We start from the raw sequence: 13,124 nt of genomic DNA, 5'->3' as shown, positions 1-13,124 counted from the left end.
GGACATCACAGCACTCACATTAACAGGTATCGAAGTAATTCCCACTTTGCGGGGATGTTATATAAGGTTTGGAGGAGAACGAATGCAGAACGAAACCATATTGCGTACAAATAAGAGCCCAAAAAGCCGGTTGTCGCGCGGACTCCGGGATAACCTGGTCGCGTATAGCTTTATTGCGCCGAACTTTATCGGATTTGCCCTGTTCACCCTGGTACCGATGATTTTTGCCTTTATTCTGGCCTTTGTGAAATGGGACGGGGCCAATCCGATGAAGTTCATCGGGCTGGACAACTTCTCCCGGCTAATCTCGGATACCACCTTCCACAAAGCCTTGTGGAACACGATTGTCTACACCGTCGGAGTCGTGCCGCTGACCATGATCGTAGCGCTGGCCCTGGCGATTCTGCTCAATCAGAAGATTATGGGCCGTAATTTCATGAGAACGGTCTTCTTCTTCCCTTACGTGGCTTCGCTGGTTGCGGTTGCGGCGGTATGGAACTTCATCTTCAGCCCGACCATGGGTCCGGTGAACAACATCCTGCACTTGATTACCGGCATTCCGCTGGAGGAGCTGCCCCGCTGGGCGGCGGATAAGCAGTGGGCGATGTTTACGGTAGTGCTTTTCACCGTGTGGAAAAATATGGGCTACTACATGGTCATCTATCTGGCCGGTCTCCAGGGCATTAATCCAGAGCTGTATGAAGCGGCTGAGCTGGACGGGGCAGGCCCGTGGAGAAGATTCCGCAACGTGACTGTGCCACAGCTGGCACCAACCACCTTCTTTGTCCTGATGATTCTGGTCATCAACTCGTTCAAGGTCTACGATATCTTCATCAACCTGTTCGCGGGCGCGGATAACCAGCTCAATAATGCTACACGGGTCATGGTCTATCAGATCTACAACACGGCGTTCCGCTCGCTGGATTACGGATATGCCAGTGCCATGGCGATTGTGCTCTTCTTGCTGGTACTCGGCATTACCATCGTCCAGTTCCGCGGCGAGAAGAAATACGGACAATAGGGGGATCTATAAGATATGGTTGGTAAAAGTAAAGGACTTAAAATCAGCTTAATGGTGCTTGTATATGCCCTGTTAATTCTGACCGTGCTGGCAATGCTGGTGCCGTATATCTGGATGCTGTCGTCATCGCTCAAGCTGAACAAGGATGTCTTCTCCTTCCCGATGCAATGGATTCCGGCGAATCCGCGCTGGGAGAATTTCCAGGATATCTGGACTCGGATTCCGCTCGGACGCTTCATCTACAATACAGCGAAATTATCCATTATCGTTACGATTCTGCAGCTGCTTACTTCCAGCTTCGCGGCGTATGCCTTCTCGAAGCTGCATTTTAGAGGCAAAAATGTGATTTTCCTGGGCTACATCGCCACGATCGCGATTCCTTGGCAGGCCTACATGGTGCCGCAGTTCATTCTGATGCGCTACATGGGGCTGAACAATACCCACCTGGCAATCATTTTGCTGCAAGCCTTTTCGGCCTTCGGTGTGTTCATGATGCGCCAGTTCTATCAGGGGGTGCCGGATGAATTATGTGAAGCGGCCCGGATTGACGGACTGAGCGAATACGGAATTTGGGCGAGAATCATGCTTCCGCTGTCCAAGCCGGCGCTCTCCACGCTGACCATCTTCACCTTCGTCGCTACCTGGAATGACTTCCTCGGGCCAATGATCTATCTGACCGATACGAAGCTCAAGACCATTCAGATCGGTCTGCGGATGTTCATCTCACAGTATTCTGCGGAGTATGGCCTGATTATGGCGGCGAGTGTAGTGTCGATCATTCCGGTAGTAATTGTGTTCCTGGCGCTTCAGAAGTACTTCGTGCAGGGCGTTGCTGCTTCGGGGATTAAGGGGTAGTGGAGTCAGATTTTTACTATATAAGACGCACTTAAGTTTTGAACTTGAAGCTGCATCGTCGCTGCGGTGAACATTTGGACTTCCGGCCGCTGTTGTCACCAGATTTCTTGATTTAAACCGCTGTTCGCGGGTGAAATCCGGTGACAAAGGCGGTCGCTACCGCTCCTACAGTTCCAAATTTCCCCTCCGCTTCTTTTGCTTTTTGTTAATTTCTTTAGTGCTTCTTATGCAGTGTAAACCACTATTAGGTAATAAAAATATCCTATTCAGTCCCAATCGAGGATTGAGGTGAGTAGAGTATCCGCCTGGCAGTTGCAGTTTGTCGCAGTCTGCCAGGTATTTGTATACCCGCATTGTGATTTTAGACAAAGGTCTGTCCAAGTCAATCATTCTTCTAACGACATGATGAATGCGCTTACTTAAGTGAGAAAGAGGAGGATTAATGAATGAACAGAAAGAACCGCGTGAAGAAAAGGCTTTTCTCCGTGCTGTTATCGACTGCACTCGTAGCCGGAATGTTTCCTGCACTAGGGTTGCCTGTAGCTTCTGCCAGCGAGACCGATGCTTCTGCAGTCAGAGTCCAGCTGGACGGCAATGATATCAAGGCTGACAATGTCAATGGCCTGACCTTCAAAGGCTTCGGCGTACTGAGCGGCAACAGTACGAGCGCCCTGCTGATGGACTATAAGTCCGAGCAGCCGGAGGCGTATGCCCAAATGCTGAAGATCCTGTTCGGGGGCGAACGCCCGCTGATCGACCATGTCAAGATCGAGATGGGCAATGACCGGAATAACTCTACCGGTCCCGATCCTTCGACGATGCGTACGGAGGATGAAGCGGCCAATGTGGCCCGGCATCCCGGCTTCCAGCTTGCGGCCGATGCCAAGGCTATTAATCCGGCGGTCAAGGTGAGCTTCCTGCGCTGGAATGCTCCAGCCTGGGCTAACAATAACGACAAGATTTATACCTGGTACAAAAATACCATTCTGGCCGCATACCGTGAATACGGGTATATGGTGGATTATGTGAATCCCCATATCAATGAGCACGCGCCGGATCTGGCCTGGACGAAGCAGTATGGTGAGAGGGTCAAGGGGGATACTGAAGACTTCGAAAACGATCAGGAGAAAGAGCTGTACCACAGCATCCAGCTGGTGATTTCCGACGAGGTTGGAATCGGCTCCTTCGGGGATGCCATGGTGAGCGATCTGTCGCTGCGAGATGCGGTAGCGGCTGCCGGATATCACTACAACACCGACGACGACAGCAAAGGCAATTTCAAACGGCTTGCCGATGAATTCGACAAGGAAATCTGGAACAGTGAAGCACAGGCCACCTTCAGTAACTCGGCCTTCCGTCCCCACAATAACATGAAGGACCCTTCTGAGCCCGGGACGGGCATCGGCGGCATCGGCGGACCGCTGGAGATGGGCAATACCATTATCAAGGGCTTCGTGAATTCCCGGCGGACGCATTTCATCTATCAGCCGGCAATCGGCTCCTTCTATGAAGGCGGGCAGTACTCGTTCAAGGAGCTGCTTAGCGCACGCGACCCGTGGTCAGGCTTCATTCATTATGATGCGGGACTGCTTGTCCTGAAGCATTTTAATGGGTTTGCCAAGACAGGCTGGGAGAACGAAGGCAATACGGCAGGAATCTGGAGAGCCGTTCCCCAGGCGAGCTACACCGGAGCAACCGGCACGAACCCGGTCAGCGGGCGCAACGGGACTCCAAGCTATATGACCCTGGCTTCACCTGACAAGCAGGATTTCTCGACGGTGATCATCAATGATAGCGAGACAGAGAAGATCTACAAGCTCCAGGCCGTCAATATGGCCTATACCGGCAATCCGTCTCTGGAGATGTGGGAGACCCGTGCGGCGGAGACAGGTCAGGCTTTTAACAGCAATTATATGAAGGACCTTGGGGATGTTCAGGCAGACGGCAGCGGTGAGTATACCATTCGTGTGAAGCCGTTCTCGATTGTAACGGTAACTACGCTGGATAACCGCACGAATGAAGAATTCGGTGCCTCGCTTCCGGTTGAAGGTGAACGTACGGTGCTGGATACCGATGCCACCGGGTCTGTACAGAATACGGAGGATCAGATCCTGTACGCGGATGATTTCAATTACGGGGACAGAACCGTTGCCGTCATCGGGGAGGGCGGTGCCATTACCGGCGAGCAGAGTTATGTCAGCTCCCGCGGCGGTGAGCAGAGTGTAACTCCGCGCTATACCCAGGACCTCAACGGAGCGTTCGAAGGCTATCTGGTCGATGGCACGGATAACTACGTGCTGCGGCAGCAGCTGGATCAGGTGACAACAGGCGTGGGCGGTGCCTGGAACGGCGGAGACCCGGTCACCGTGATCGGCGATTACCGCTGGACTAACTATAAGGCTAGCGCCGATGTTTCTTTTGAACAGAACAGCACTTATGGCGGGAATAATTACGCAGCGATTGGAGCCAGATACCAGGGCGGGCCGCAGACAATTAACGGCACCCCTTATGCGCTCAAGTTCTGGTTCGATGGCGGCTGGCAGCTGCTGTCCAGCGGGACCGTGGTCGCCAGCGGCAATGCGGCCACCGGCTCCGGCGGGGTGAAGATCGACGGATTTGACACCGCACATGATGCCTGGCATAACATTGCCGTTCAGGTTGCCGGTGACAAGATTACTGCCTATCTGGATGATGTTAAGCTTGCAGCATACACCGATCCGAATCCGAAGCTGTCTGGACGCGTGCAGCTCGCGAGCGGCTTCTATCATGTCCGCTTCGACAATCTGAAGGTAGAGAAGGTGGACGGTTATACACCGTATTATTCAGAGCAGCTGGATAATCTGGAGATGTATGACCTGGCGCAGGCACCTGAGGCGAAGCTGGTATATGAGGGTGCTTGGGCACATGAGAATGGAAAAGGCATGTATGTGTATCAGCGGTCCCTGTCTACCAGCCAGGGTGCGGGCGCTGTGCTGAAGTATACTTTTACCGGCACAGGCCTTGATATTCTGGGGCCGAACGACGGCTCTGCCAAGCTGGAAGCCGTGGTGGACGGCGAGACCCTGGTAGTCTCGGGTGCTGCTAATGCAGCGAAGGAGCTGTACCAGACCTTCACACTGCGCGGACTGAAATACGGTGAGCATACGGTTCAGCTCAAAGTGCTGAGCGGGACTCTCGCTGTAGATTCCGTTGCGGTTATCGGCGGGGAAGGAGCAGGAAGCCCGGATACGGCAGGCCTTAAGCAGGCGGTGAGTGCTGCGCTTGAGGTCAGCAGGGAAGAGAGCTACCCGGAGAAGGACTGGAAGATGTTCACGGATGCTTTGGATACCGCCCAGACAGCGCTGAATGATCCGGCTTCCTACCGGCTGGACCAGGAAGGGGCGTCACAGCTTGTAGAACGTCTGTCTTCCGCCCTGAATCTGCTGCTGCTCGGAGATGTGCGAGAGCTTGCGTCTATCCCCGATAGGGCTACCTATGCAGGGAAGCTGCCGGAACTTCCAGCCAAAGTCGAGGCTAAGCTCGCAGACGGAACGACCATACAGGTAGCTGTGAAGTGGAATCTTGATGCGCTTAACTTCAATACTCCATATGAACGGGTAGCGGTTACCGGCAACTACGGAAGCCTGAAGACCATTGCCTATGTGGAAGTGGTTCCTGAGGGGCTGGTATACTTCCTGGACATGGGCCTTGCCGGAGATGGCGACACCCCGCCGTATACAGCCATCCGGGATCTCACAGGCAGCAGCCTGCTGAATCACAAGGCAGATCAATTGTCCACAGGAGATACGGTATGGGGACATACGAATACGGGCGCTACCTATAGTGTCAAAGGGCTTGGAGGTGCTGTAGTCACTACCGATAAAGCCCAGACCGGAGTATACGGCTCGAATACGAGGAATACGCCGCTGGTCTACAACCTGCCTCTGAGTGCAGGGAAATATACGGTTACTTCCTATCATCTGGACTGGTGGAATAACGGGAGCCGGACGATGGATATTACCCTCAGCTATGTGGATGCCGAGGGCAAGACTGTGAATGAGACTGTTAAGACCGGCCTGGTTGCAGGCCCGAATGGGGTCATGGTTCAGCATGATTTCACGTTGCCGGTCAGCGGTACGGTGAAATATTCGGTGAACAATACGTTCAGTCAGGCGGCTCTGATCAGTTATCTGACTGTAGCTAGAGATAAAACCAGTGCGGCCAATGAACAGGCTGTACTTGAGGCGAAGAATATCATTGAGGGAGCGGCTTACAGCGTTAAGAAGGCGCAAGCAAAAGGTGAAGAAGCTGTCCTGGTATGGCTGCAACAGACGATAGGCGAATTGCCTGGATTCCAGGCTACGGGCGTTACCATGGATGACATTACCATGACTGCATTCCAGGAAGCCACGGAGGATACTGACGGCAGCTTCACCTTCACAGTAACGCTGAGCAAGGGGGAAGCGAGAGCAGACAGCTCGGCCAGTGGAACGATCACGCTACCGGAACCGGATACGGTACCGCCGGTTATTACCCTGACAGGCGAGGCGACAGTCAATCTGCCGGTCGGAGCGGAATACACCGATGCGGGAGCTACCGCTTATGACGACCAGGACGGAGATATAACTGACCGTATTACGACAATGGTGACAAGCGAAGTGTATGGCTTGACTGAACTGGATACATCCAAGGTCGATATCTATACCTTCCATTATAATGTCAGTGATACGGCGGGCAATCCGGCTGCTGAGGTGACAAGACGGGTAGTGGTTGCGCTGGACCCGGATGTAACGAAGCCGGTAATTACCTTGCTCGGTGAAGCATCCGTTGAATTGGAAAAGGATGCAGACTATACGGATGCCGGAGCTACAGCGGCAGATGACCGGGATGGCGATATTACAGACCGTATCGTTGCAACGATTACGCAGGAGGGGGAGAGCGTGCTGACGCTGGATACTTCGGCGGCCGGCAGCTATGTGTATCATTATAATGTGACTGATACAGCGGGCAATGCGGCTGCTGAAGTGACAAGAACGGTCACTGTAAAAAAAGCGGAGCTGCCGCCGGAAGTAATTCCAACCAAGGCGCCAACTCCGGCGCCGACAGCAACACCAGCACCTGCGGAAGTGCCAGTATGGACACCGGCACCGGCTGCAACGCCAACCGTAGCTCCGTCACCTTCAGCGCAGACGGAGAAGGTTCTTGTACCGGCTGATTTCCCGGCACCGTCTAGTGGAGCTATAACCGTTCAGCTTACCGATGCTACAGAATCCGTGCTGCTTCCGGCCGGTTTAGCCGGAATACCAGGAGAGAACACCCTGCGTCTTGCCTGGAGCACAGTGGCTGTTGAGCTGAGTCCGGCGGCGCTGAAGGACATCCAGGAGAAGATTGCCGGAGCTGGAGGACAACCGGAGGCAGCGGCAATCAGACTCTCCGCCGTGAAGACAGCGAGAGCTGCTGCGGAGCAGCTGATCAATAATCCGGCGGTCAACGGGTCCGTCCGGTTAACGGCGGTAAGCGATGTGATCCGCTTCAGTCTGGAGGCTGTTGCTGCGGACGGCACTGCCGTACCGGTTACAACGTTTAACGAGCCGCTGACGCTTACCTTCACGGTTGATCCTAATGCTAACCGCAGCGTACTCGGCGTCTACTATATTGCTGCCAGTGGTGCGGTGGAATACATGGGAGGCACGCTGACAGACAGTAAATTCACCGCCGATGTGCATCATTTCAGCCAGTATGCGGTGCTCGAATATGACAAGACATTCTCGGATGTCAGCAGTAGCAGCTGGGCCAGCGGTGTTATTAAGTCTATGGCTGCGAAGCATATTATCGAAGGCATTTCCAGCACCGAATTTAATCCGCAAGGGGAAGTCACAAGGGCGCAGTTCGCCGCGATGATTACCCGTGCGCTTGGCCTTAAGGCGACCAGTCTATCCACATTTGCTGATGTGGACTCCAGGCTGTGGTATGCCGAAGCCGTAGCGGCAGTGAATGAAGCGGGCATCGTGCTCGGACGCAGCAAGGACGCCTTCGCACCGGAGGAGCGCATTACCCGTGAAGAAATGGCGGTCATGATCGTCCGGGCGCATGAACACTTGAAGGGAAGCATGATCAGCAGCAGTGACTCCGCTGCCAGCCCGTTCAGTGATTACTCCCAGATTCGTGACTGGGCGAAGCATGCGGCAAGCGCTGCCGAGCAGGCAGGGCTGATCAACGGGCGCGGCAATCAGCAATTCGCGCCGCAGGAGACCATGACCCGCGCCGAGAGCGCGCAGGTCATCTCCAATCTGCTGGAGCATCTGTAACACTAACGAGGCGGTTCAAGCTTCAGATCTGTAATTCAAACAGAGCAGCGGTTCTCCTGTTATCGGAGAGCCGCTGCTCTGTTGTGTGCGCCACGTACTGTCAGGATTGATTGCTGTAACCGCAAATCACGTTTCTGACTTCGATATTATCAGTACTTATGGGACTCATCGGGATAGCGGGCAGGGGCTTTACGGTTGCCAGGTCGATCGGACGAATTGATTTGAATAGCCCCACATAGGCCTTGATGTCTGAGGAAAACGCCAGATCGCCGACAGATGGAAGTCTAACTAACGGGAAATTGGTACCGGTTGAAGTATAGAATTGCACTCCGGCTATCGGTGTAGTAGTAGGCTGTACGGTGACGCCAACATATACTTGATTAGGAGAATAACGAATTTTATCCTGGCCCTTGTAGCTTTGAATATCTATATAATAATCGTAAATTACGTTTCCCTCTTCATCAACGGCCAGGTCAATAATTTGTTTAATAATACTTTTTCCTTCGTCTGTGGTACAAAGTAACCGTTTGTTGTCCAGATAGACGCCGGATACCGTATTGTCCAGCAAGCTTGTCGTAACCGGCTTACCAATTTTATCATCTGTATGAACAAGCATCCCTGGAGTTCCCATTGTGACTTGGGTGTGCCCATCCGGATGAACAGCCAGGGGGTTGAGGCCCTCGTAAAAGGTTAACCCCATCTCCTTGCCATACGGAAAAGCGATGTCTTCCTCAAGGGAAATAGCGACAACATAATCTTCACCATCGGCAACCTTACAGGCAGCATAGATAAAGTTGCTGTTCTTATTGCTCGCAAAGGCAAAGGGCTTGCCTGGGCCTACATCGACATCTTTTGTAACGCCATGCGTGGTATCAATAATCACAACTGTTTTTTCACCGGAATCGGCCACATAGAGTTTACCGCCCAAAGGAGAGGCGAGGAGAGCAACAGGGTAGGAGTTATTTGTTTCGCCGATGCGATAGGTAGCCAGATTGTCAAATGTATTCGTATCAAATACGGTGACCGACCTGCCCTGGCTGCTTAGTACATAAAGCCTCTTTTCTTCAATATCCATGCACATGGGACCAGGATCGAAGCCGGCGATAACCGTTCTGATGATCTCGTCGCTAGCAGGATCAATAACGGCGATATACCCGGCAACATAATCATACACATAGCTGACGTAGACGTAAGAATTACCTGAGGAGCTCCTTGTGTTTGACATTGCCTTTGTTTTTGCATGGTTTGTGTTCACGGACGAATGCCTCTTTTCTTGTAGTTGCATCTTGCTAGGATTGATTGCTATAACCGGAAATAATATTCTTGACGTTGATACGTTCATTGTTGGGGTACCCAATCGGGATAGCGGGCAGGGCCGTAGCGGTTGCCAGATCAATCGGGCGGATCGCATTTGCTTCCCCCACATAAGCCTTGGTGTCTGAGAAGAACGCCAGGTCGCCGACATAATAGAGCGGAACAAGCCAGGAACTGGCACTGTTTACATTATAGATTTGTAGGCCACCGGTTGGGAGAGTAGTGGGCTGAATGGTGATGCCAACATACTCTTGTTTACGCGACACACGAATTTTATCCTGGCCTTTGTAACTGGGGATTTCTATGAATTTTTTATAGGTGATGTGATTCTCCCAATCAACGGCCAGGTCAGTAAACCGTTTAAGACAGGATTGTTCTCCTTGCGAGGTGCAGAATAACAAATTGTTGTCCAGGTAGACTCCGGATACCGTATTGTCCAGCAAGCTTAACGTGTTAGGCAAGCCAATTTCATCATTTCCAAAATAGGTAATCATGCCAATCGTTCCAAGTGTGATTTGCGTGTGTCCATCCGGGTGAACGGTCAGAGGGTTACGGGTTTCGTCTAAGGCAAGTTCAAATCCCAGGTTAAACTGTGTAAAATTATCATCGTCAAGGGTAATGGCGATTACGTAATCTTTTTTATCGGCAACCTTGCAGGCAAGATAGACAAAGTCGCTATTCTCATTGCCCGCAAAGGCATAAGGTCTGCCTACGCCGACATCCACAGTTGTTATCACCGTATCCGTGTGGGCATCAATAATCGTAACGCTATGATCTCCGGCATTGGCAACATAGACTTTATTAACCTTAGAAGCAGCGAAAATGGCAACAGGATTGACATTTGTGCTGCCGGCAGCGCCAACGCGAACGGTTTTGAGAATGTTAAGTGTATATGCATCAATGACGGTGACCGAATTCCCGCGTGTATTCACTACATACAGCTTCTTTTCTTCGGCATCCATACACATAGGGCCAGGGTTGGCGCCTACCGGAATCCGTCTGACAATCTGATCTTCTACAGGATCTATAGCTGCGACATATCCAAATTGATAGTCAACTTCATAAGATACAAAGATATAAGGATCACCTGAGGGTAAGTTTCTGTTGTTTGCATTTGCCTTGTTAGGGTTCATAATTAAATCCCCCTTTCCTGTGTTTGAATCTGCTATAAGTTAGGTCAATGACCCGTATAATTGTTTACTGTAAGGATTGAGTGCTATAACCGGAGATAATATTATTGACTTTGAGGCTATCCGTAACGACCCCAAGCACGATAGCGGGCAGTGCCGTTGCGGTTGCCAGATCAATCGGGCGGATCGCATTTGCTTCCCCCACATAAGCCTTGGTGTCTGAGAAGAACGCCAGGTCGCCGACATAAGGAAGTTCAACCAAGTGGGTATAGCCTTCATGTAAGTCAATGATTTGCACACCACCTAATGGGGAATCCGTAGGTTGAACGGTAACGCCCATGTAGGCTTGCGTACGTGAAAGACGGATTTTATCCTGCCCTTTGTAGCTGGGAAAATCCGCAAAACTCTTATAGGTGACGATTCCTTTCTTATCAATGGCCAGATTACCGATTACTTTCAGATAGTTTTTGTCTTCGCGCATGGTGCAGAATAATCTTTTGTCGTCCGTGTAGACCCCGGATACCGTATTGTCCAGCAGACTTGACGTACTGGAGTACCCAATAGAATCATTGTCAAAATAGGTTAACATACCAGCAGGTCCAAATGTGATCTGGGTATGCCCATCGGGATGAACGGCCAAGGGATTACGGCTCCCGTTAAAGGTAAGCTCCATTGTGTCTCCATACGGATGAACGGTGTCGTCGTCAATGGAAATGGCGATAACATCATTACTCCGGCAGGCAGCATAGACAAAGGAGCTGTTCTCATTTCCAGCAAAGGCGAAAGGCCAACTAATCCCTCCTGCCAGTTGCACATCCTTAATAACCTCATCTGTGAGGAAGTCAATAATGGTAATGCCCGGACCTGATTGGGCTACATATATTTTGTTACCCTTAGGAGAAGCGAAGATAGAATTAGGATAGAACTTGACGAACGGATTGCCAATGTGAACGGTATTGAGAACCTTAAAGGTATCAATATCAATGATGCTGACTGAATCCTCACGGGTATTAATGACGTATAGCTTTTTCTCCGAGGGGTCCATGCACATGGGACCAGGCTCGCTGCCCACCCTAATCCGTTCGATGATCGTATCTTGTACAGGATCGATGACAGCGACATATCCGAAATCAAAACCAACTTCATAACTCGCATACACATAAGGATGACCTGATGACAGACCTCTGCTGTGATTTGCCTTATTCATATCCATGAATGAAATCCCCTTTGCCTTACAAGGATTGATTGATATAACCGGAAATAATGTTTGCGACGCTGGCTCCCATCTGGATAGCGGGTAGAGCCGTTCCAGTTGCCAGATCAATCGGACGAACCGTGCTCTCCTCCCCCACATAGGCCTTGGTGTCACCGGAAAATGCCAGATCACCGACAAAAGGCAATTCAACTAACGTGCTGGTGCCTTCCTTTGAGTGGATGATTTGCACACCGCTCTTATAGGGGCCGAAAGGTCGAATGGTAACGCCAATGTAGGCTTGCGTACGTGACAGACGAATTTTATCCTGCCAGCGATAACTGGGGAATCGCGCAAAATTTTCATAGCTGACGCCACCATCCTTATCAATGGACAGATTCTTAATTACTTTCAGATAGTCATATTCGTCCCGCATGGTGCAGACTAGCACTTTGCTGTCCAGGTAGACCCCGGATACCGTATTTTGCAGCACCATTGAATTTCTGGTTATCCCAACTTCATTGCCGTCAAAATAGGTGAGAAATCCGTAGAATCCAAACGTGGCTTGTGTGTGCCCATCCGGGTGAACGGCGAAGGGGTTGTGGAACCCGTCAAAGGATAGATCCGCTGCAGTTCCATACGGATAAGCCACATTTTGGTCGATATCGATAGCGAAAATTTTATCCTTTGGCGAATCATATGTGCGTGCAAGAGAGACAAAGTTACTATTTTTATTGCCCGCAAAGGCGAAATTGAGGAAAACTCCGGATGTGCCTATTGGCAATGTTTCAATAACCTCATCTGTGAGGGAGTCAATAATTGTAACTTGCGTATCTCCTGCATGGGATACATAGACTTTATGGCCTGTAGCAGAAGCGAAGATAGCATTAGGAAAGGTCCTCTTGAATGGATTGCCAATGGTAATGGTTTTGACAGAGGTAAAGGTGTCCGTATCAATGACGGTGACTGAATCATCACCGTTATTAACCACGTAAAGTTTTTTCTCTGTAGGGTCCATGCACATAGGACCAGGTTTGTTGCCCACCAGAATCCATCTGATGACCTTATCTAGTACAGAATCAATGACAGCTACATATCCCAAACCGTTAGCTTGACAGCTCACATAGACATAACGGTTATCTGATGATAGATTCCTTCTGCGGTTTGCCATATTCGTATTCACGAATGAAAAACCCCTTTCATGTGCTTCTGGATAGTGGACTCGCCGGGCCTGGCGGACAGACAACCGGATGGGCAGGCGCGCCGTTTTTGTCCGGATGCCGCATCAGGTTGTCTGCTGTATGTTATGTCTGGATGCTCCGGCC

General features: G+C 51.1%; 7 protein-coding genes. 3 read left to right on the top strand and 4 right to left on the bottom strand.

What is annotated here, in order from left to right; genetic code table 11:
* Positions 1 to 82: 82 nt before the first annotated feature.
* The 3 genes from NST26_RS22490 to NST26_RS22480 all read left to right on the top strand — a co-directional run bounded on the left by NST26_RS22490 (position 83) and on the right by NST26_RS22480 (position 8,163).
* Positions 83 to 1,021, top strand: coding sequence for a carbohydrate ABC transporter permease (locus NST26_RS22490; protein ID WP_340939259.1), 939 nt, complete (start codon positions 83 to 85; stop codon positions 1,019 to 1,021).
* 15 nt (positions 1,022 to 1,036) lie between these two features.
* Positions 1,037 to 1,876, top strand: coding sequence for a carbohydrate ABC transporter permease (locus NST26_RS22485; RefSeq protein ID WP_051493958.1), 840 nt, complete (start codon positions 1,037 to 1,039; stop codon positions 1,874 to 1,876).
* Positions 1,877 to 2,322: 446 nt separating this feature from the next.
* Complete coding sequence (locus NST26_RS22480; protein WP_340979795.1) at positions 2,323 to 8,163, top strand: S-layer homology domain-containing protein; 5,841 nt, start codon at positions 2,323 to 2,325, stop codon at positions 8,161 to 8,163.
* Between the two features lie 100 nt (positions 8,164 to 8,263).
* On the opposite strand, the gene NST26_RS22475 is transcribed toward NST26_RS22480, so the two are convergent.
* The 4 genes from NST26_RS22475 to NST26_RS22460 all read right to left on the bottom strand — a co-directional run bounded on the left by NST26_RS22475 (position 8,264) and on the right by NST26_RS22460 (position 12,982).
* Positions 8,264 to 9,418, bottom strand: a complete 1,155-nt coding sequence (locus NST26_RS22475; RefSeq protein ID WP_339310633.1) for a YncE family protein — start codon at positions 9,416 to 9,418, stop codon at positions 8,264 to 8,266.
* Positions 9,419 to 9,452: 34 nt separating this feature from the next.
* A complete protein-coding gene (locus tag NST26_RS22470; protein ID WP_340979794.1) occupies positions 9,453 to 10,610 on the bottom strand; it encodes a YncE family protein in 1,158 nt (385 codons plus the stop codon).
* 64 nt (positions 10,611 to 10,674) lie between these two features.
* Positions 10,675 to 11,820, bottom strand: coding sequence for a YncE family protein (locus NST26_RS22465; protein WP_339310631.1), 1,146 nt, complete (start codon positions 11,818 to 11,820; stop codon positions 10,675 to 10,677).
* Positions 11,821 to 11,839: 19 nt separating this feature from the next.
* Positions 11,840 to 12,982 (bottom strand): YncE family protein, encoded by a 1,143-nt coding sequence (locus tag NST26_RS22460; protein WP_339249783.1) that lies wholly within the window; start codon positions 12,980 to 12,982, stop codon positions 11,840 to 11,842.
* Positions 12,983 to 13,124: the final 142 nt, after the last annotated feature.

The organism is Paenibacillus sp. FSL R7-0128 (genome assembly GCF_038002245.1).
GTDB lineage: Bacteria > Bacillota > Bacilli > Paenibacillales > Paenibacillaceae > Paenibacillus_AQ > Paenibacillus_AQ silagei.
This window is presented reverse-complemented; position numbering and strand designations above follow the sequence as displayed.

Coding starts and splice junctions, on each gene's coding strand:
- NST26_RS22490 (WP_340939259.1), top strand. CDS start 83: ATGCAGAACGAAACCATATTGCGTACAAATAAGAGCCCAAAAAGCCGG.
- NST26_RS22485 (WP_051493958.1), top strand. CDS start 1,037: ATGGTTGGTAAAAGTAAAGGACTTAAAATCAGCTTAATGGTGCTTGTA.
- NST26_RS22480 (WP_340979795.1), top strand. CDS start 2,323: ATGAACAGAAAGAACCGCGTGAAGAAAAGGCTTTTCTCCGTGCTGTTA.
- NST26_RS22470 (WP_340979794.1), bottom strand. CDS start 10,610: ATGAACCCTAACAAGGCAAATGCAAACAACAGAAACTTACCCTCAGGT.
- NST26_RS22465 (WP_339310631.1), bottom strand. CDS start 11,820: ATGGATATGAATAAGGCAAATCACAGCAGAGGTCTGTCATCAGGTCAT.